The sequence below is a fragment of the Arthrobacter sp. B1I2 genome, assembly GCF_030816485.1.
Lineage (GTDB): Bacteria > Actinomycetota > Actinomycetes > Actinomycetales > Micrococcaceae > Arthrobacter.
The window spans coordinates 2,794,608-2,813,764 of record NZ_JAUSYC010000001.1 but is presented as its reverse complement, the minus strand read 5'-3'; the positions used below and the strand labels follow the sequence as shown (position 1 = coordinate 2,813,764).

Below are 19,157 nucleotides of genomic sequence, written 5' to 3'. Positions count from 1 at the left end.
TTAGGGTGCCGGTGGTGGGCCCACGCCGGCAGGGTTCCCTGGCCGAAGCGAAGCGAGGTTAGGGTGCCGGTGGTGGGCCCACGCCGGCAGGGTTCCCTGGCCGAAGCGAAGCGAGGTTAGGGTGCCGGTGGGGATCAGCGGAGTCCGGTTTTGCGGCTCAGGGCCAGGTGGATCAGTTCGTCGATCAGGTCCGCGTAGCCCAGCCCTGAGGCTGCCCACATCTGCGGGTACATGCTCTTGGGCGTGAAGCCGGGCATGGTGTTGATCTCGTTGATGATCAGCTCACCCTCGGGTGTATAGAAGAAGTCCACGCGGCTCAGGCCCTCAGCGCCCACGGCGTCGAACGCGGCGGCGGCCAGCTCGCGGACCCGGGAGATCGCTTCCGCCGGGATGTCTGCAGGGCAGCTCAGGGCTGCGGCATCATCCTCGACGTATTTGGCGTTGAAGTCGTAGAACTCGTGGCTTCCGCCGGATACGGAGATTTCGCCGGGCATTGAGGTCCGGGGCGCATCGGTGCCCCTGCCTTCCAGGACGGCGCACTCGATTTCGCGGCCGACGATGCCGGCTTCGATCACCAGCTTGAGGTCGTGGCGGCGGGCTTCTTCGATGGCGGCGTCCAGGTCATCAAGCGAGTCGACCTTGGAGATCCCCATCGACGAGCCGGCACGGGCGGGTTTGACGAAAACGGGGAACCCCAGCCGGTCAACCTGCTTACGGACGGATTCAGGGTCCCTGCGCCACTGCCTGTCGGTCACGGCAACGTATGGGCCCACACGGAGCCCGGCGGCTTCGAAGACCACCTTCATGTAGTGCTTGTCCATGCCGACGGCCGACGCCAGGACCCCGGCGCCGACGTATCGGGTGTCAGAGAGCTCAAGGAGTCCCTGGATGGTGCCGTCCTCGCCGAAGGGGCCGTGCAGCAGCGGGAAGACGACATCCACGGCGCCGAGTTCCTGCGGAACCTGATTGGGCGATGCCACGATCAGCTGGTGTTCCCCGCCGATCTCGGCCAGGGTGACGGTCTGCGGCGACGGTACAACTTCGGGGAGGGATGATCCGGCAAGCGACCACTGGGCCGTTTCAGCCGGCGCGAGAACCCACTGGCCGGTCTTGGCAATCCCGATGGGGATCACCTCGTACTTGTCCTTGTTGATCGCGCCCAGCACACCTGCTGCGGTAACGCAGCTCACGGCATGCTCGCTGGAGCGGCCGCCGAAAAGCACTGCTACCCGCGGTTTCCGGGTCGTGGCGGTTTCCCCTGTGGTGGGTGTGTCTTGGGACATGGTCAGTAATCGCCTTCAGGTTTCAAATCCCGGGACAGCAGAACCGGCCCCAGTTGGTCAACGGACAGCTTGCCTGCCAGTACCGCGACGACGGCGGCAGTGATGGGCATTTCGACGCCGAGCTTGCCGGCGAGATCATGGACGGCCTGGCCGGATTTGATGCCTTCGGCTGTCTGGGTCATCTTGCGGCCCACCTCCTCCAGCGTCAGGCCCTCGCCCAGCAGCCTTCCGGCGGTGTGGTTGCGGGACAGCGCGGACGAGCAGGTTGCCACGAGGTCGCCAAGCCCGGCGAGCCCGGCCATGGTCTTCGCCTCGCCGCCGAGTGCCAAGGCGAGGCGGGACGTTTCCGCGAGCCCCCGGGTGATCACCGAGGCCTTGGTGTTGTCGCCCATCTGCTTGCCCTCGCAAATGCCCACCGCCAGCGCGATCACGTTCTTGACGATGCCGCCGATTTCGACGCCGACCACATCTGCCGTGGTGTAGGGCCGGAAGTAGGGGGCGGTACAGCTCCTGGCGAGCCAGCCGGCCGTGGCCGAATCGGTACAGGCCACCACTGATGCCGTCGGCTCCTCCCGGGCAATTTCCATGGCGAGGTTGGGTCCGGAGACAACGGCGATGCGTTCCAGCGGCAGGTCCAGTTCCTGGCCGAGGACTTCGCTCATCCGGGCGTCCGTCCCCAGCTCCAGCCCCTTCATCAGGGAGACCACAACAGCTCCGGGAGCGATCATGCCCTTCCATTCCTGCAGTTGCGGGCGCAGGGACTGGGCCGGAACGGCCACCACCACAAGCTCCGCTCCTGCCAGCACCTCGCGGACGTCGGTGGACGCCGTGATGCTCCCCGGCAGGAGGATGTCCTTGAGGTAGTCGCTGTTGCGATGGCTGCTGTTGATCTCCTCCACCACTTCGGCGCGCCTGCCCCACAGCCTGATGTCCCGGGGCGTGCCGGTGGCCGTAGCGGCGTCTGCGAGAATTTTCGCGAAGGTTGTCCCCCAGGATCCTGCACCGAGGACGGCCACGGTGCGGGCCGCTAGCGGCTTTGCATCACCGGTCACGGAGCTTCCGTTCCTGAGCCGGGCTGCTGTCCGCGTTCAACGAACCGTCCATGCTTGGCCTGCTGCTGCTTGGCCGGGTCCCAGCGTTCCGCAGGAGGCTGCTCACCACGCAGACCTGCCAGCAATTCCGTGATCGCATCCATGATCACTTCGGTGGCCTCGGCCAGGGTGGCCTTGTCCAGGGGCCGGCCGCTGAATGCGCTCAGGTCCACCGGATCTCCCACCACCACGCGGGAGTGCTTCCGCGGGAACAGGTGGAGCCGCTTGCCGTACCGGGGGAACACCTCGTGCGCACCCCAGTGGGCGATTGGCACCACCGGGATACCGCCCTCGAGGGCCAGCCGGGCCGCGCCGGTGTGCCCCTTCATCGGCCAAAGCCCCGGGTCGCGTGTCAGCGTGCCCTCCGGGTAGATGATAATGGCCCCGCCCTCAGCCACAATCTCCTGGGCCACCTGCAGCGATCGGTTCGCTCCCGCCGTCGAGCGCTCCACCGGCACCTGCTTGGTGGCCCGCAGGAGCGCGCCAAAGCCGGGGACCTTGAACAGCGCGGCCTTGGCCAGGAAGCGCGGGGCCCGCTTGTGGTTGTAGAGCATGTGCCCCACAACCAGTGGGTCGATCTCGGTGCAGTGGTTGGGGGCGGCAATGAAGCCGCCTGCGGGAAGTTTTTCGGTGCCTTCCCACGTCTTGGACATCATAAGGTTCAGCAGCGGCCGGGCGATGGCGGCGATGAACACAAACGTGACCCTGCTCTTGGCAGATTCCTTCACGGTCCGCGCTACTTCGTGGTGGTGATGTCGAAATCGGCACCCAGGCCGGCGAGCTTTTCCGTGAACCGCTCGTACCCCCGGTTGATGATGTCGATCCCGGTGACCCGCGAGGTCCCGGTGGCGGCCAGGGCGGCAATCAGGTGGCTGAACCCGCCGCGCAGGTCGGGCACGTCGATGTCCGTACCCTTCAGCTGCGTGGGCCCGGAAATCACCGCTGAGTGCAGGAAGTTGCGCTGGCCGAACCGGCACGGCACGCTGCCCAGGCACTCCCGGTGCACCTGGATGCTGGCCCCCATACGGATCAGGGCATCGGTGAAGCCGAAACGGTTTTCGTACACCGTCTCGTGGACGATGGAAACGCCTTCGGCCTGGGTCAGCGCCACCACGAGCGGCTGCTGCCAGTCCGTCATGAACCCGGGGTGGACATCCGTCTCGAGGACCAGCGGGTTCAGCTTTCCACCCTTGTGGTAGAACCGGATGCCGTCCTCGCCGATGTCCATTCCGCCGCCCACCTTCCGGTAGGTGTTCAGGAACGTCATCATGTCCCGCTGGGACGCGCCTTCAACGAAGATGTCGCCGCGGGTCACCAGCGCGGCGGAAGCCCAGGATGCCGATTCGTTGCGGTCCGAGAGCGCACGGTGGTTGTAGCCGCCGAGGTCGCGGACGCCCTCGATGCGGATGGTGCGGTCCGTCTGCACGCTGATGATGGCGCCCATCTTCTGCAGCACGGCGATCAGGTCGATGATTTCCGGTTCGGTGGCCGCGCCGGAAAGCTCCGTGATGCCTTCGGCACGGGCGGCGCTCAGCAGGACCTGCTCGGTGGCACCCACGGACGGGTACGGCAACGAGATCTTGGCGCCGTGCAGGCCCTTGGGTGCCGAGATGTGGATGCCGCCGGGGCGTTTCTCCACGACGGCGCCGAACTGGCGCAGGACATCCAGGTGGTAGTCGATGGGACGGTCACCGATCTTGCAGCCGCCCAGGTCCGGAATGAAGGCTTCGCCGATCGCGTGGATCAGCGGCCCGCACAGCAGGATGGGGATGCGGGAGTCACCGGCATGGGCATCGATCGCGGTACTCGGCGCCGTCTTGGCAGCCTTGGGATCGAGGGTGAGGTCACCGTTGACGGGATCCTTCTCCACGGTTACGCCGTGCAGCTGCAGCAGGGAGGTGACTACCTCCACGTCCTTGATCTCCGGCACGTTCCGCAACACCGAGGGTTCGTTGCCCAGCAACGCCGCCACCATTGCCTTGGGGACAAGATTCTTTGCCCCACGGACGCGGACGCGGCCTGTAAGCGGGACACCGCCGCGGATTGTCAGAACACTACTCATATACCGGTTTCCTCACGATCACTAGCCCCCAAAACCTTGCAAAGGCTCCAACCAAGCATAGGAGGTCGCGTTACCGAACCGAAATAAGGGGACACGGGCGGCGGGGCGTGGCGGGACATTCACCCGGCCCGCCCCTGCCGCCGGGATGGTGCACGGGAGCTAGGAAAGCCTGGCCGGCAGGGTCTTGGGCTTGAACGCCGGACGGGTCGCCTCATAGGCCGTGATGTCCCCCTCGTGCTGCAGGGTCAGCCCGATGTCGTCCAGGCCTTCCAGGAGCCGCCAGCGGGTGTAGTCGTCGATGTCGAACGGTGCCACGATGTTCCCGCAGACCACGGTCTTGGACTCAAGGTCCACCGTGACCTGGGTCCCCGGAGCGTTTTCGAGTTCCTTCCAGATGAGCTCGATGTCGTCCTGGGCCACCTCCGCGGCCAGCAGCCCCTGCTTGCCCGAGTTTCCACGGAAGATGTCCGCGAAGCGGGAGGACAGCACGGCCTTGAAGCCGTAATCCTTCAGCGCCCAGACAGCGTGCTCTCGGGAGGAGCCCGTACCGAAATCGGGGCCGGCCACCAGTACGGACCCGGCGTTGTAGGGCTCCTGGTTCAGGATGAAGGAGGGGTCCTTGCGCCAGGCGGAGAAGAGGGCGTCCTCGAAGCCGGTCCGGGTAATGCGCTTGAGGTACACCGCGGGGATGATCTGGTCGGTGTCGACGTTGCTCTGGCGCAGCGGGACGCCGACGCCGGTGTGCTTGGTGAACTTTTCCATGATGATGTCCTAGGCTGCGTCGATGCGGATGGCGGCGGGTTCGGGGGCCGGTTCAAGGTCCGACGGCGAACTGAGCGTGCCACGCACTGCCGTGGCTGCCGCCACCACCGGGGAGACCAGGTGGGTGCGGCCGCCCTTGCCCTGGCGTCCTTCGAAGTTGCGGTTGGACGTTGAAGCACACCGCTCCCCCGGCTCCAGCTGGTCCGGGTTCATGCCCAGGCACATGGAGCAGCCGGCAAAGCGCCATTCGGCCCCGAAGTCCTTGAACACGCGGTCCAGTCCCTCTGCTTCGGCTTCGAGCCTGACGCGTGCCGAACCGGGCACCACCAGCATCCGGACCTGCGGGTCTTTTTCCCGGCCGCGGATGATGTCCGCCGCGGCGCGCAGGTCCTCGATCCGCGAGTTGGTGCAGGAACCCAGGAAGACGGTGTCCACGCGGATGTCCTTCATGGGCGTGCCGGCTTCGAGTCCCATGTACTGCAGGGCGCGTTCCGCGGCCGCCTTCGCGTTCTCGTCACCGAAGTCCTCCGGCGAAGGAACGGCCCCGGACAGGGACACGCCCTGGCCGGGGTTGGTGCCCCAGGTGACGAACGGCTCCAGCGTGTTGGCATCCAGGTCCACCTGAGCGTCGAACACGGCGTCGTCGTCGGTCCTCAGCGTGTTCCAGTACTCGACGGCGGCATCCCAGTCCGCACCTTCCGGTGCGTGGGGGCGGCCCAACATAAACGCGTACGTGGTTTCGTCCGGGGCCACCATGCCTGCCCGGGCGCCGGCCTCGATGGACATGTTGCAGATGGTCATGCGCGCTTCCATGGACAGGGCGCGGATCGCGGAGCCGCGGTACTCCAGGACGTAGCCCTGGCCGCCGCCGGTGCCGATCTTGGCGATCACGGCGAGGATTATGTCCTTGGCGGTAACGCCCGGGCGCAGGCTGCCTTCCACGTTGATGGCCATGGTCTTGAACGGCTTCAGCGAAAGCGTCTGGGTGGCCATCACGTGCTCCACCTCGGAGGTGCCGATGCCCATGGCCAGGGCACCGAAGGCGCCATGGGTGGAGGTGTGCGAGTCGCCGCAGACAACCGTCATGCCGGGCTGGGTGAGGCCCAGCTGGGGGCCCACCACGTGGACAATGCCCTGCTCGGCGTCGCCCAGGCTGTGCAGCCGGACGCCGAACTCCGCGCAATTGTTGCGCAGGGTCTGGATCTGGGTGCGGCTGGTGAGATCGGCAATAGGCTTGTCGATGTCCAGGGTGGGGGTGTTGTGGTCCTCGGTGGCAATGGTCAGGTCCGGCCGGCGCAGCTTGCGCCCGGCCAGCCGCAGGCCTTCGAATGCCTGCGGGGACGTGACTTCGTGGACCAGGTGGAGGTCGATGTAGAGAAGGTCCGGCTGGGCGTTGGCACCATCGCCGTCACCTTTGCGCACCACGTGTGCGTCCCAGACTTTCTCGGCCAATGTCTTTGCCATGGCCATCTCCCTTCACTGCATGTTTGGCTGATTAGTCCAACTGAATCAGGACGGCTCCGCACTGCGCCAGCCGAAAGATTTGCATCTCAGATATTGAGACGGCAATATCATTACATGGACAATTCTAGTGGAGTCGGTGTCATTGATAAAGCAGCCCAGGTGCTTGATGCCCTTGAAGCCGGCCCCACCACGCTGGCGCAGCTCGTAGCCGCCACCGGACTTGCCCGGCCCACCGTCCACCGCCTCGCTTTGGCACTGGTCCACCACCGCCTGGTCAGCCGCGACATCCAGGGCCGCTTCGTGCTCGGCAGCAGGCTCGTTGAGCTTGCCTCAGCCGCCGGCGAGGACCGCCTGATCGCCTCCGCCGGCCCCGTGCTCATGCAGTTGCGCGACGCGACCGGGGAAAGCGCACAGATCTTCCGCCGGCAGGGTGACTGGCGCGTGTGCGTCGCGTCCGCCGAGCGTCCCATCGGCCTGCGCGACACCATCCCCGTCGGCACGCAGCTTTCCATGAAGGCCGGCTCCGCCGCCCAGGTGCTGCTCGCCTGGGAGGACCACGACCGGCTCCTTGAGGGCCTGCAGTCGGCCCGCTTCACGCCCACCGTCCTGGCAGGAGTACGACGGCGGGGCTGGGGACAGAGCCTGGGCGAGCGCGAGCCGGGGGTCGCCTCCGTGTCGGCACCGGTGCGGGGACCGTCCGGCAGGGTGATTGCCGCCGTCTCCATATCCGGCCCCATCGAGCGGCTGACCCGCCAGCCCGGGCGCCTGCATGCCGAAGTGGTCTGCAACGCGGGGCGCATCCTGACCGAGGCCCTGCGCAAGAACAACGACTAGTCCCTTCCGGTCCCGCGGGGGCTCCGGCCGCTAGGCTGTGCCCATGGGCGGCTATGCAGTGTTCCTCCGGGGCATCAATGTTGGCGGGATCAATATCCGGATGGCGGACCTTCGGGACGCCCTGAAGACCTGCGGTTTCCCGGACGCAAAGACCCTGCTGGCCAGCGGAAACGTCGTGCTCTCCAGCAGCCTGGACGCGGCCGCCGTCAAGCAGGAGTGCGAAAAGTGCCTCCGTGCCGCCTTCGGGTATGAAGCGTGGGTAGTGGTCCTGGACGCCGTGAGGGTGGCCCAGCTGGTGGACGCCTGCCCCTATCCGGACGACGACAAGTCCACCCACACCTACATCACCATCTCCTCGGACGCCGCCGTCCTCGATGAACTGGAGGCGGCCGGGTCGGCCCTGGAGGACCAGGAACAAAAGCGGCTGGGCCCGGAGGCGCTTGCCTGGCTGGCCCCCGCGGGCGGAACCCTGGCGAGCCCCTTCAGCAAGATCAGTGCGAAGACGAAGTTCAAGGCTGCCACCACCACGCGCAACCTGCGTACCCTGCTCAAGGTCCGTGACGCCGCGGCCGCCCTCTCCGCAGGCTAACCAGCAGATCCTATCCCTGCCCTGCTTTCTTCAGTGCCTTGTTGAAGGCTGCCAGCCTGGCAATCTCCTTTTCAACTGGTTCCACCACCAACTCCTGGGCTGCCGCAGCAACGGCACCGTTGAGCCGCCGTCGTGCCCTTGCAGCCCGTGCCCTGGCGGCCCCCGCGGCGATGAAGCGGCCGGTGACGGCAAGGAAGATCCCCAGCACCACGCCGAAGACAATCATCAGGGTGGGCACGGGCCAGCCCTCCGTGCGAGGCACCTCCGGAACGGGCAGCTGGAGGTAACCCAGGCCCGCCAGCACGCCGAGCCACCCCAGCCCGCCCAGCACTGTCAGCAGCGCCAGCCACTGCACCACGTTGAACGCAGCCCACCACCACGCCTTGCGGTTCGCTCCGAGGTCCGTTCCGGCGATGGCCTGGTCCAGCGCATCGGGCAGGCGGTCCCGGCCTGCCCTGGCGGCCCCCCGGATCGCCGCCCGCCACGGGCCCGGCGCCCCGGCGCTGGCCGTGTCTGCGAATTCCCTCACAGCAGCGTCCGTCCGGGCCCGCTCCGGCGCCCCCGCGGGCGGCAGCGAGGTCCTGTTCAACCCGGCCGGAGAATTGCTGCGGAGATTGAGGCGTCTCAGGGGATCCACCCGGAACCTGGAAAGCCAGCGGGTCACGGGCCACCCGGTACGCCGCACCGACTCCAGCCGGTAGGACTGGCCAACGGCACGCACCACGGCAGGAACGTTTGCTGCCACAGCGAGTTCGTCCGCCAACCGCGTCCTGGCGGCAGAACGCACCCCTGCAGCCTCGCCGTCCCCGGACGCACGCCACAGGTCCTCCGCCGCCTTGGTGACATCCGCCTCCAGCCGCCGGGACTGGGCCTGGCGCTGGACAGCCGCTTTCCGGATCGCCGCGCGTACTTCCCCTATCCCTGCCCCTGTCACTGCAGATGAAGCGAGTACCCGCACCTGCCCCAGTCCTTCACCGGCGAGGATCGCGTGCAGCGAGTCGAGCACCGGCTGCACATCGCGTTCCGGCAGCCGGTCCACCTGGTTCAGGACCACAAGCGTGACGGCCCCGTGGGACGCGAGCGGTGCCAGGAATCCGTTGTGGACCGCCGCATCGGCATATTTTTGCGGGTCAAGCACCCACACCAGGACGTCCACCATGCCCACCATCCGCTGCACGACTTCACGGTTGGCGGCATGGGTGGAGTCGAAGTCAGGCAGATCCAGCAGGATCAGTCCGGTCTGTTCATCGGCGAAGCCGTCCACCGGCGCGGCGTGATGCCGGTTTCCCACCTCCAGCCAGTCGAGGAGGGCTTCGCTGCCAGCTGCTCCCCAAACACCCGCGAGTGGTTCGGATGTTGTCGGACGGCGGGCGGCCGCCGTCGCGATCTCCGCGCCACTGACCGCGTTGAAGAGGGAGGACTTGCCGCTGCCCGTCGCCCCGAAGAACCCCACCACCGTGTGATCACCGGACAATGAACGGCGGGAACTTGCGCGCTCCATGACATCGAACGCTTCCTGCAGCGCCTGCTCCGGCAGGACGCCCTCCCCCAGTTCCCGGGCATCCTCGAGCGCCTGCAGCCGGCCATCCAGCCGGGAAGACTGCCGCGCCCCGCTGTGCCGGCTCACGCCTTCTCCGCCAGCCGGGTCAACTCTTCGGCCTGCGCAGCAAGCCGTTGCGCAAGGGCAGGATTCCCTTCCGGCAGCCGCTGCAGGAACTTCTGCTGTTCCTCCACCAGCAGTTCCCGGCAGCGCACGGCCAGGTCTTCCCGCGCTTTGTCGGCCATGCGCCGCACGGCGTCCTCGCCGAACACTGCTTCCAGCAGGCGCTGGCCCACGACGGCGGTACCACCTGCCACACCGATCTCCAGTCCGGTCAGGCCCGCCGTCGTCGAGAACACCACAATCATCAGCGCCGCACCGAGGCCGTTGATGCCGAAGGACAGCCACCGGGCCTGGGTCCGCTTTCCCTGGCCTTCCGTACTGATCAGCTCCATCAAGGCTTCCTGCCAGGCCCGGATTTCCGCTGCTGCCCGTTCGGCAAACCCTGGCGTCGCCCCGGACAGGTCGTCCGTACCCAGCAACTGCCGTCCCGCAGGATCCGACCGCCACCGCTGGTCGGTGTCCTCCGCGGCGTTGGCTGCCTCGTCGACAATGACGGCCTGCAGACCGGTCTCTATGGCCGCTTCAACCCGCACAGCCGGAGCCGGTTCACCGCGGAAGAAAGCCCCGAGCCGGTCCCTGAAGCGGCCCACGTTCTGCTCGAGTGCGCGGAAGAATTCGCCGGTGCCCACAAAGTCCTGCCACCGGGCCAACACTTCGCCACGCAGGAGTGCTCCGTCACGGGTCGCCTCGAGGATCCGTGTGACTGCGTCCCCGTAGGCCGCCACGGCGTCAGCCTCGAGCCGCACGGCTGCCAGCTCCTGCTCACGGACTGCAGCAGCGATCTCCGGGATCCGGTGGGCCAAGGCGCGGACGGTCCCGTTCAGGGTCCGTCGCGCGACGTCGGCCCGGCCGGCAGCATCAGCGGCCAGGGAACCGAGCCAGTCCCGCAGCTCATTGACCGTGCCCGGCGGCAGCATGCCGTGCTCGTCCAGGACGGTTTCGGCGATGATGAACAGCCGGCTCCCGGCGAGCCCCTCGCGGTTGAGCAGGCCCCGGAGGTCCTGACTCACCTCCGCCTCGGCACCCGCCCGGCACGCGGTCCAGCACGACGGCCACCGTGATGTCGCGCCCTGCGGCGTCCAGGAGGAGCTTCCAGGGCACGGCGTCCGCGTACCGGTTGGCTGTGGTGACAAACACCCACAAGTCAGCCGCGGCCAGCAGTTGCCCGGCGAGGACGCGGTTCTGGTCGGAAATGGAGTCAACGTCCGGGGCGTCCAGGAGGGCGATGCCCGCGGGTACCGCGGGATCGGCCAGCAGCACCAGCGACGAGACCTCCCGCGGCTCCGGCATGGCAGCGGCCGGCGCGGGGCTGCCGGCGAGGGTCCCGCGGATCCGGCTCAACCCGGGCAGCACCCGCTGCCCTTCAAACCAGGTTGCCTCGGCTGGGTTGTGCAGCAGGATGGGCTGGCGGGTTGTGGGCCGGATGGCACCGGCACGCGTGACGGGGTGCCCCACGAGCCCGTTCACCAGGGTGGATTTGCCGGCGCCCGTGGAACCGCCGACGACGGCGAGCAAGGGGGCGTCAAGGCTGCGGTACCGCGGGAGGATGTAGTCGTCCAGCTGCGCTCTTGCGGCCGACGTTTCACGGCGTGCCTGCTCTGCCGACGGCAGGGCGAGCGGCAGCATGACCTCGTCCAGGCCGCCGCGGATCTCCTCCAGCAGCGTTACTGCCGCCATGGCGTGCGGTAAGGGCTGGGCGGGGCGGCCGTGCTCGTTGGGGGAGGTCACAGCAACATCATGCCAGCTGAGTACTGTTCCGGGGCTGACACGGCGCGTCGGTGGCAGCCCGGGAGTCCCCACCACGACTTACCGGACGTCCTGCAGGAGGTGATGGTGCGTTTCAAGGGCAAACAAAAATGGTCCCGGGCTGTTGCCCGGGACCATTCCGATGGTGACCCCAGCGGGATTCGAACCCGCGTTACCGCCGTGAGAGGGCAGCGTACTAGGCCGCTATACGATGGGGCCGTGCACTTCCGGCAGCGTCTCCGCTGCTCAAGCTCAGTGAGTATTTCACACACTTTGCTGTGGTTTCAAATCGGCGAACCGAGTGGAAACCTACTGCATTTCAGCTGAAACCAGCCGTCAAAACAGAGCTGGGATACCAGGACTCGAACCTAGAATGACGGTACCAGAAACCGTAGTGTTGCCAATTACACCATATCCCAATGATACTTTGGGGCCGGTTTTCAGGGTGTTTTCCCTGCTCCGTGCGCCTCAGCACGAGAAATTACTTTACCCGAGACTTTCGGCTGGCACAAATCGGCGCCACAGGGGGCGCGGAGCCGCCGCTGCGTGGACGGATTCCCTCAAACCCTTGCCCGCCCATGAGTCGTGTGGTTACCCTCGAGTAAGTTACCCATCGGTAACAACGCCCCGCCCTGTTGACCGGGCACCCACGAGGAAACGGGAACCCTTACCAACCAACGGTATACACCACCGGGCAGCGTCGTCCGGCGGAAAGTTAGGAAGTGTCAGCGTTGACAACCCGCACAGAAACCATCGCCGCAACCAGGCCCAAACCCCGGTCCCAGTCCATCGCAATCATTGCCCTGTCCCTGCTGCTGGCTCTTTTTCTTGCCTTCTACACCTACCTCACGGGCAAGATCTCCAACGGGGCGGCCCAGCTGATAGACGGAGCGGAGCAAGCCGCCGCGGGAGCCAACCAGCTCAAGGACGGGTCGGGCCGGCTGGCGGAGGGTGCCGGCGCCGCCAACAAGGGCGCCATGCAGGTGAAGGACGGCTCAGCCAAGGTCAAGGACGGCAGCAGCGAACTGAATGCCGGGGCGGTGGCCCTGCAGTCTGGTGCCGGCAAAATCTTCTCGGGAGTCCGGGACCAGTTGGCACCGGGAGTGGACAAGCTGCACGCCGGTACCACCAAGCTGCAGGATGACGTCCTGAACAAACTCGTCCCGGGCGTCTACCAGGTGGACGACGGCGCACGGAAGCTTCAGGCCGGCGCCGTCGCTCTTTCCGCCGCCCTCACCCCAACGGCTTCCGGAAACGCAACGGACAATCTCGCTGACGGCGCGGGTCAGCTCGCAAAGGGCACGGGCCAGCTCGCTGCCGGGGCCGGGCAGCTGGACGCCGGCGCCACCAGCCTCAGCGCCGGGACTGCGGCATTGAAGAACGGCACGGGCCAGCTTGCAGCAGGAGCAGGGCAGCTTAAGGGTTACCCGGGCGCCGGCAATGATCCCGCCAAGGGTGACGGGCTCGCCGCGCTCAGCCAGGGACTGGACCAGCTTGAGGCGGCCGCGAACGGGCCCCAGGGCCTGGTGCCCCTTGCGGTGATCAAGGACCAGATTGCCAAACTGGCCGACGGCGGCCGGAGGGCCTATGCCGGCGCGGCGCAGCTTGATGCCGGTGCAGCGAAACTGAACGACGGCGCCGCGGCCCTGAACGAAGGCGCCGGGCAGGTGAAGGCCGGAACCGGCCAGCTGAACGCGGGAGCCAGCGCATTGAACGACGGCGCGGGACGGCTGAAGGCAGGCTTCGCCACCTTGGCGGAAAAGCTCAATGCGACGGACCCGCAGAACCCCGGCGTGGTGCTGGGTACGTCGATGCTGGCCGAGGGCACCGCGAAAATCCGGGTGGGAATGGACGGAGTGCCGGGCGACCCCGACCATCCGGGCCTGATTTATGCAGCCAACAACCTCCAGGACGGAACCACCAGGCTCAGCGCGGGAATCAACGGCAGCGGCGACCCGGCAAGCCCGGGCCTGCTCGCGGGGACGGAAGCCCTCTCCGACGGCACCGTCAAGCTCAGCAGTGGAACGGGCCAACTGGAATCGGGGTCCGCCCGCCTCGCCGAAGGAACGGGACAGCTGGCCGAAGGCAACGGCAAGCTGGACGACGGTTCGGGCGAACTCGCCGATGGCGCCGGCAAGCTGGCGGACGGCAACGCAAGAATCGCTGCGGGTACGCAGGAACTGCACACGAAGGTGGCCGGCGTGTCGCCGTCGTCGTGGCTGGACAACCCTGCAATCGCGCTGGTGCTGGTCGCACTGCTGGTGGCTGCCGCCGTCGCAGCCTACCTGCTCCTCCGCCGGCGTGCCTCGGGACTGCGGGCCGCCTGACAGCAGAAGCAAAAAACGCCGGAACCGCCGCCCTTCAAACAGGGCGGCGGTTCCGGCGGGCCGGTTATTTCAGCAGTTCCTCAAGGGACGCCACCATGCTGCCCTCGAAGCCCTCCACAACCTCACCCATACGGTTGAGCCAGACACCCAGCAGGCCGGCCGCCGTCGAGCCTTCCGCGTCCAGCAGCCGGTTGTCACCCACATAGAGCGTTTCGCCGGGGGCAGTACCAAGGAGCCGGACCCCTTCGAGGTACATTGCGGGATCCGGCTTGGCCACGCCAAGGGTGTCCGTACCCACCAGGTGGGTCACCCGTTCCAGGCCGGCGGTGTCGAGCTTGGCCCGCTGGTAGTCATGGACGTTGTTGCTGACCGCACCGTAGGGGACGCCGGCACTGTCCAGGACATCCAGGAGGGGCAGCACATCGGGGAACGGCTTCACGTAGGCGGGCTGCTTCTCCATGTAGGCCGTGAGCCAGTGGTGCGATTCCTCGCCGTCTGCCAGCTCAACCCCGAAGTGCCCCAAGGCTGCCCGCCCCCGGAGCAGGCGTTGTTCGTTGAACGTCAGCTCTCCGGCCAGGTAGCGGTCGTAGTAATGCGTGGTTTCGTGGGTGAAGATGCGCCCGAACCGCTCCCACCCGGCCTGGTCCAGGCCGGGCAGGAGGTGTTCGCTGACCTCGCGCAGGGCAGTGGTCATGGAATATTCGAGGTCCACCAGGGTGTCGTCGATGTCGAACAGGACGCCGCGGACAATACCGAACGGTGTGTTCAGCACGCCGGCGCGTGCCGCCTCGCTGGCAGTGGTCATCAGCCGCGGAAGGCCCGGAGCCGGCTGAGCGACGACTCCTTGCCCAGGATGACCATGGACTCGAACAGCGGCGGCGAAACGCGCCGGCCGGACACAGCCGTGCGCACGGGCCCGAAGGCCAGCCGCGGCTTGATCCCCATGTCCTCCACCAGGGCCTGCTTGAGGGCAGCCTGGATGTTTTCTGCCGACCAGTCGGCCACCGGTTCCAGCGCGGCGATGGCGGTATCGAGCACCTCGGGAAGGTTGGCGGGAAGGCCCTTGCGCGCGTCGTCGGCGATGTCAATGGCGTCGTCGGCCTTGAACAGGAACGCCAGCATCTCAGGCGCCTCGCCCAGCAGCGTGATGCGCTCCTGGACCAGGGGCGCCGCTTCGGTGAGGATCTCCTCTTCGCGGTCGGTCAGGATCTCCCCCACCAGGCCGGCTTCGCGCAGGTAGTGCACCACCCGGTCGCGGAACACCTTGGGCTCGAGCATCCGGACGTGCGTGCCGTTGATGGCCTCGGCCTTCTTCAGGTCGAAGCGGGCCGGGTTGCCCAGGACGTCATGGATATCGAAGTGCTCCACGAGCTGCTCCACGGTGAAGATGTCCTCGTCCGCGCTGAGGGACCAGCCCAGCAGGGACAGGTAGTTGAGCAGCCCTTCAGGGATGAAGCCCCGCTCGCGGTGGAGGAAAAGGCTGGACTCGGGGTCCCGCTTGGAAAGCTTCTTGTTGCCCTGGCCCATGACGTAGGGCAGGTGGCCGAACTCCGGCATGTACTCGGCAACGCCGATGGCATACAGCGCCCGGTAGAGCGCGATCTGGCGCGGGGTGGAGCTCAGCAGGTCCTCGCCGCGCAGCACGTGGGTGATGCCCATCAGCGCGTCGTCCACGGGGTTGACCAGGGTGTACAGCGGTGCGCCGTTGGCCCGCACCACCGCGAAGTCGGGGACGGACCCGGCTTTGAACGTGATGTCGCCGCGGACCAGGTCGGTGAACGTGATGTCCTCGTCCGGCATGCGCAGGCGAAGGACAGCCTGCCGGCCCTCTGCCCGGTACTGTGCCAACTGCTCCTCTGTCAGGTGCCGGTCAAAGCCGTCGTAGCCAAGCTTCGGGTCCCGGCCGGCGGCACGGTGGCGTGCCTCGATCTCCTCCGGGGTGGAGAAGGACTCGTAGATGAACCCGCCGTCATGCAGACGCTTGATGACGTCCTGGTAGATGTCGCCGCGCTGGGACTGCCGGTACGGCTCGTGCGGGCCACCGACTTCCACGCCCTCGTCCCAGTCGATGCCCAGCCACTTCAGTGCGTCCAGCAGCTGGTGGTAGCTTTCCTCGCTGTCCCGCGCCGCATCCGTGTCCTCGATCCGGAAGACCAGCGTGCCTTTGGTGTGGCGCGCGTAGGCCCAGTTGAACAGCGCTGTGCGGATCAGTCCAACGTGCGGGGTACCCGTGGGTGAGGGGCAGAAACGGACCCGGACGGGCGTCTCGGCGGTAACGGGCGGGATAGCGGCGGCAGGTGACGAAGAAGCGATAGTCATAGTGGCTTCAACTTTACCCGCCTGGCCGGGTCCGGCCTTCCGCCCAGCGGACAGGCCTAGCGGCGGACGATGGGGTTGGACAGCCGGCCGATGCCCTCGATTTCCACCTCGAAACGGTCACCCTCCTTGACCAGCCCCACGCCGGCGGGCGTGCCGGTCATGATCACATCGCCCGGCAGCAGGGTAAACGCCTGCGACACCACGGACACCAGTTCGCGCACGCCGCGGATCATCTGGCTGGTGCTGCCGTCCTGGCGCACCTCACCGTTGAGCCTGCCCTGGATCTGCAGGTCCTCCGTATCCAGGTCCGTCTCGATCCAGGGCCCCAGCGGCGCGGAGGTGTCAAAGCCCTTGGCACGGGTCCACTGCAGGTCCGTTTTCTGGACATCGCGGGCGGTGAGGTCGTTGCCGCAGGTGTAACCGAAGATGACATCGTCCACACGGTCTTCCGGCACGTCCTTGCAGATACGGCCGATTACCACGCACAGTTCAGCTTCGAAGGAGACCTCTTCCGAGAATTCCGGCAGCACCACGGGGTCGTTGGGACCCACGACGGCGGTGTTGGGCTTCAGGAACAGCAGCGGCTGGGCGGGGACCTCGTTGCCGAGCTCATGGGCGTGCTCCACGAAGTTCCGGCCCACGCCGATCACCTTGCTCCGCGGGATGATCGGCGCCAGCAGCCGGACGTCCTCCAGCTTGTGGCGCACAGTGGTGCGCTCCACGCCGTTGAAGAAGGGGTCGCCGTGGATGACAGTGATTTCCTCACTGCCCGGATCACCTTCCACAACGCCGTACAGGGGATCGGAATCGACTACAAACCTGGCAATACGCATGGCTCCTACCCTACCGTCCCGCCGGCGTCGCCTGCCCCTCGATACCGCCGCCGCGCAGGTAGGAAAGCTGCGCGGCCACGGACAGTTCGGCCGCACGCCGGACGGAAGGTCCGACGTTGGAATAGACGGCGTCAGCCACCTCCCCCACGGATGCGTCCCGGCCCAGCCGGTGGAGCGCCGCGCGGATCTGGGCCAGCCGTTCTTCCCGGTGGCTCCGGTAGTCTCGGGCGATGGCTTCAAGGGACGGCAGCACCGGGCCGTGCGCCGGCAGGACAATTGCGGGACCCAGCGCTTCGAGGCGGTCCAGGGACGCAAGGTAGTCACCCAGGGTGCCGTCCGGATAGTCCAGGACGGTGGTGCCACGGCCAAGGACCGTATCCCCCGTCAGCACGGAACCGGATGGCCCGTCCGCCGGCAGGTGGAAGCAGACGGAATCCGAGGTGTGGCCGGGTGTGGCCAGCACTGTGATGTCCAGCCCTGCCGCCTGGATGACTTCCCCGTTGCCCAGCGGTTCCCCGCCGCCGTGGCAGTGGCTGGAATCGGCGGCCCGGACCGGTGCACCCGTGAGTTGGTACAGGCGGGCAGAACCCGCCGTGTGGTCCGCGTGCCGGTGGGTCACCAGAACCAGTTCGACGGCGCCGGCTCCGGCCAGCGCAGCCAGATGCGCTTCGTCATTGGGGCCGGGGTCCACAATCACCACGGCGGAATGGCCCGGGGCACGCAGGAGGTACGAGTTGGTCCCGTCCAGGCTCATGGGGCCGGGGTTGGGGGCCAGGATGAACTGGGTCAGTGCGGAACTGCGCCGCAGGCCGGTTACTGAGGTCACTGACCCATCCTTGCATCCCGGGCCGCCCCTCCCCAGCCCGGACCGCCGGCGGCCTGTTGGAGATCCGGCACGCGTCCGTCCCAGGCTTGTTCGCAAAGCCAACCCTTGAAGGTCGCGTTCTGCGAACAAGCCCAGGAAAAGCTGCCGGCGGGAACGCAGAACGGGGCCCGCACGGACCAAAGTCCGGCAGGCGCCGTCGTACGTCCGGAAAGTGGATGGACTACGCCAGGCGGGTCAGCCAGCCGTGGGTGTCCGGCTCCGCGCCGGTCTGGATGCCCAGGAGCTTTTCCCGGATGGCCATGGTGGTCTCCCCCGCCTTGGCGTCCTCCGAGCCGATGAACTCGGTGGCGTCCTTCAGCACCCCAATCGGAGTGATCACGGCTGCGGTGCCGCAGGCGAACACCTCGGTGATGTCGCCGGCGGCAACGCCGTCGCGCCATTCGTCGAGGGTGATCTTGCGCTCGGCCACCTCGCGGCCCATGTCCTTGGCCACCTGGATCACGGACATCCGGGTGACGCCTTCCAGGATGGTTCCGGTCAGCGCCGGCGTGGCGAGCGAGCCGTCCTTCATGACGAAGAAGACGTTCATGCCGCCCAGTTCTTCCACGGCATTGTCGTTGGCCTGGTCCAGGAAGAGGACCTGCTTGCAGCCGTTGGCCTCGGCCTCCTGCTGGGCGATCAGCGAGGCGGCGTAGTTGCCGCCGCACTTTGCGTCACCGGTGCCGCCGCGGCCGGCACGCGCATACTGCCGCGAGATCCAGATGGACACCGGCTTGAGTTCGCCGCCGAAGTAGTTGCCGGCGGGCGAGGCGATCACCCGGAAGGACACCTCACGGGCGGCCCGGACGCCGAGGAAGGCCTCGGTGGCGATCATGAAGGGCCGCAGGTACAGGGCCTCGCCGTCGCCGGAGGGAACCCATTCCTTGTCCACGGCCACCAGTTCGCGGATGGCGCCCAGGAAGTACTCCGCGGGAAGTTCCGGCAGGGCCAGCCTGCGGGCGGACTTGTTCAGGCGTGCAGCGTTCGCCTCGGGCCGGAAGGTCCAGATGGATCCGTCGGCATGCCGGTACGCCTTGAGCCCTTCGAAGATCTCCTGGCCGTAGTGGAAGACCGCTGCGGAGGGATCGAGGACGATCGGACCGTAGGGTTCGATCCGGGGATCGTGCCAGCCGCCGTTGCCGTCCGCGTCCACGCTGTAGTCGACGATGGCGGTGTGGTCGGTGAAGTAGTTGCCGAATCCCGGGTTCGCCAGGACGGCTGCACGCTCTTCGGCAGACTTCGGGTTGGCCGAGGGCTGCCGGGTGAATTCGACGCCATGGGCGGTCTGGGTCATGGTTCCTCCACGATCGGCCGCCCCG

General features: G+C 67.2%; 15 protein-coding genes, 2 tRNA genes and 1 pseudogene. 3 read left to right on the top strand and 15 right to left on the bottom strand.

Going from position 1 to position 19,157, the window contains the following annotated elements:
• Positions 1-134: 134 nt before the first annotated feature.
• From QFZ57_RS13075 to leuC, 6 genes are all read right to left on the bottom strand, one after another.
• On the bottom strand, positions 135-1,283 hold the full coding sequence (locus tag QFZ57_RS13075; protein WP_306900555.1) for a D-alanine--D-alanine ligase family protein: 1,149 nt from the start codon (positions 1,281-1,283) through the stop codon (positions 135-137).
• Between the two features lie 2 nt (positions 1,284-1,285).
• Entirely contained in the window at positions 1,286-2,335 is a 1,050-nt protein-coding gene (locus QFZ57_RS13070; protein WP_306900554.1) for an NAD(P)H-dependent glycerol-3-phosphate dehydrogenase, read from the bottom strand.
• Positions 2,332-3,102, bottom strand: a complete 771-nt coding sequence (locus QFZ57_RS13065; RefSeq protein WP_306630818.1) for a lysophospholipid acyltransferase family protein — start codon at positions 3,100-3,102, stop codon at positions 2,332-2,334. The genes QFZ57_RS13070 and QFZ57_RS13065 overlap by 4 nt, the downstream gene beginning before the upstream one ends.
• An 8-nt stretch (positions 3,103-3,110) precedes the next feature.
• Entirely contained in the window at positions 3,111-4,436 is a 1,326-nt protein-coding gene (murA, locus tag QFZ57_RS13060; protein WP_306630817.1) for a UDP-N-acetylglucosamine 1-carboxyvinyltransferase, read from the bottom strand.
• 159 nt (positions 4,437-4,595) lie between these two features.
• On the bottom strand, positions 4,596-5,198 hold the full coding sequence (leuD, locus tag QFZ57_RS13055; RefSeq protein WP_306630816.1) for a 3-isopropylmalate dehydratase small subunit: 603 nt from the start codon (positions 5,196-5,198) through the stop codon (positions 4,596-4,598).
• 9 nt (positions 5,199-5,207) lie between these two features.
• Complete coding sequence (gene leuC, locus QFZ57_RS13050; protein ID WP_306630815.1) at positions 5,208-6,662, bottom strand: 3-isopropylmalate dehydratase large subunit; 1,455 nt, start codon at positions 6,660-6,662, stop codon at positions 5,208-5,210.
• A 114-nt stretch (positions 6,663-6,776) separates the two neighbouring features.
• On the opposite strand from leuC, the gene QFZ57_RS13045 reads away from it, so the two are divergent.
• The gene (locus tag QFZ57_RS13045) at positions 6,777-7,496 is read left to right on the top strand and encodes an IclR family transcriptional regulator (RefSeq protein ID WP_009356552.1); all 720 of its coding nucleotides are present in this window, start codon (positions 6,777-6,779) and stop codon (positions 7,494-7,496) included.
• Positions 7,497-7,539: 43 nt separating this feature from the next.
• A complete protein-coding gene (locus QFZ57_RS13040; RefSeq protein ID WP_306900553.1) occupies positions 7,540-8,085 on the top strand; it encodes a DUF1697 domain-containing protein in 546 nt (181 codons plus the stop codon).
• 10 nt (positions 8,086-8,095) lie between these two features.
• Here the strand turns inward: QFZ57_RS13040 and QFZ57_RS13035 are convergent, their stop codons facing one another.
• From QFZ57_RS13035 to QFZ57_RS13020, 4 genes and pseudogenes are all read right to left on the bottom strand, one after another.
• Positions 8,096-9,712, bottom strand: a complete 1,617-nt coding sequence (locus QFZ57_RS13035; protein WP_306900552.1) for a GTPase — start codon at positions 9,710-9,712, stop codon at positions 8,096-8,098.
• A pseudogene (locus QFZ57_RS13030) lies at positions 9,709-11,476 on the bottom strand (dynamin family protein). The gene QFZ57_RS13035 and the pseudogene QFZ57_RS13030 overlap by 4 nt, the downstream one beginning before the upstream one ends.
• A 161-nt stretch (positions 11,477-11,637) precedes the next feature.
• A tRNA-Glu gene (locus QFZ57_RS13025) sits at positions 11,638-11,713 on the bottom strand.
• Positions 11,714-11,841: 128 nt separating this feature from the next.
• Positions 11,842-11,913, bottom strand: a tRNA-Gln gene (locus QFZ57_RS13020).
• A 312-nt stretch (positions 11,914-12,225) separates the two neighbouring features.
• On the opposite strand from QFZ57_RS13020, the gene QFZ57_RS13015 reads away from it, so the two are divergent.
• Complete coding sequence (locus QFZ57_RS13015) at positions 12,226-13,821, top strand: hypothetical protein (RefSeq protein WP_306900551.1); 1,596 nt, start codon at positions 12,226-12,228, stop codon at positions 13,819-13,821.
• 64 nt (positions 13,822-13,885) lie between these two features.
• Here the strand turns inward: QFZ57_RS13015 and QFZ57_RS13010 are convergent, their stop codons facing one another.
• The 5 genes from QFZ57_RS13010 to QFZ57_RS12990 form a co-directional block, all read right to left on the bottom strand.
• Positions 13,886-14,626 carry an HAD family hydrolase gene (locus QFZ57_RS13010; protein ID WP_306900550.1) on the bottom strand — a complete coding sequence of 247 codons (741 nt, stop codon included), beginning with the start codon at positions 14,624-14,626 and terminating at the stop codon, positions 13,886-13,888.
• Positions 14,626-16,140: a glutamate--tRNA ligase gene (gene gltX, locus QFZ57_RS13005; protein WP_306900549.1), complete on the bottom strand. Its 1,515-nt coding sequence runs from the start codon at positions 16,138-16,140 to the stop codon at positions 14,626-14,628. Before gltX ends, QFZ57_RS13010 begins: the two co-directional genes overlap by 1 nt.
• A gap of 56 nt (positions 16,141-16,196) precedes the next feature.
• On the bottom strand, positions 16,197-16,973 hold the full coding sequence (locus tag QFZ57_RS13000) for a fumarylacetoacetate hydrolase family protein (protein WP_306630809.1): 777 nt from the start codon (positions 16,971-16,973) through the stop codon (positions 16,197-16,199).
• A gap of 10 nt (positions 16,974-16,983) precedes the next feature.
• Positions 16,984-17,799, bottom strand: coding sequence for an MBL fold metallo-hydrolase (locus QFZ57_RS12995; protein ID WP_306900548.1), 816 nt, complete (start codon positions 17,797-17,799; stop codon positions 16,984-16,986).
• 220 nt (positions 17,800-18,019) lie between these two features.
• Positions 18,020-19,132: a branched-chain amino acid aminotransferase gene (locus QFZ57_RS12990; protein WP_306630807.1), complete on the bottom strand. Its 1,113-nt coding sequence runs from the start codon at positions 19,130-19,132 to the stop codon at positions 18,020-18,022.
• Between the last annotated feature and the right edge of the window lie 25 nt (positions 19,133-19,157).

Coding starts and splice junctions, on each gene's coding strand:
- QFZ57_RS13010 (WP_306900550.1), bottom strand. CDS start 14,626: ATGACCACTGCCAGCGAGGCGGCACGCGCCGGCGTGCTGAACACACCG.
- QFZ57_RS13040 (WP_306900553.1), top strand. CDS start 7,540: ATGGGCGGCTATGCAGTGTTCCTCCGGGGCATCAATGTTGGCGGGATC.
- murA (WP_306630817.1), bottom strand. CDS start 4,436: ATGAGTAGTGTTCTGACAATCCGCGGCGGTGTCCCGCTTACAGGCCGC.
- QFZ57_RS13000 (WP_306630809.1), bottom strand. CDS start 16,973: ATGCGTATTGCCAGGTTTGTAGTCGATTCCGATCCCCTGTACGGCGTT.
- QFZ57_RS13045 (WP_009356552.1), top strand. CDS start 6,777: ATGGACAATTCTAGTGGAGTCGGTGTCATTGATAAAGCAGCCCAGGTG.
- QFZ57_RS13075 (WP_306900555.1), bottom strand. CDS start 1,283: ATGTCCCAAGACACACCCACCACAGGGGAAACCGCCACGACCCGGAAA.
- gltX (WP_306900549.1), bottom strand. CDS start 16,140: ATGACTATCGCTTCTTCGTCACCTGCCGCCGCTATCCCGCCCGTTACC.
- leuD (WP_306630816.1), bottom strand. CDS start 5,198: ATGGAAAAGTTCACCAAGCACACCGGCGTCGGCGTCCCGCTGCGCCAG.
- QFZ57_RS12990 (WP_306630807.1), bottom strand. CDS start 19,132: ATGACCCAGACCGCCCATGGCGTCGAATTCACCCGGCAGCCCTCGGCC.
- leuC (WP_306630815.1), bottom strand. CDS start 6,662: ATGGCAAAGACATTGGCCGAGAAAGTCTGGGACGCACACGTGGTGCGC.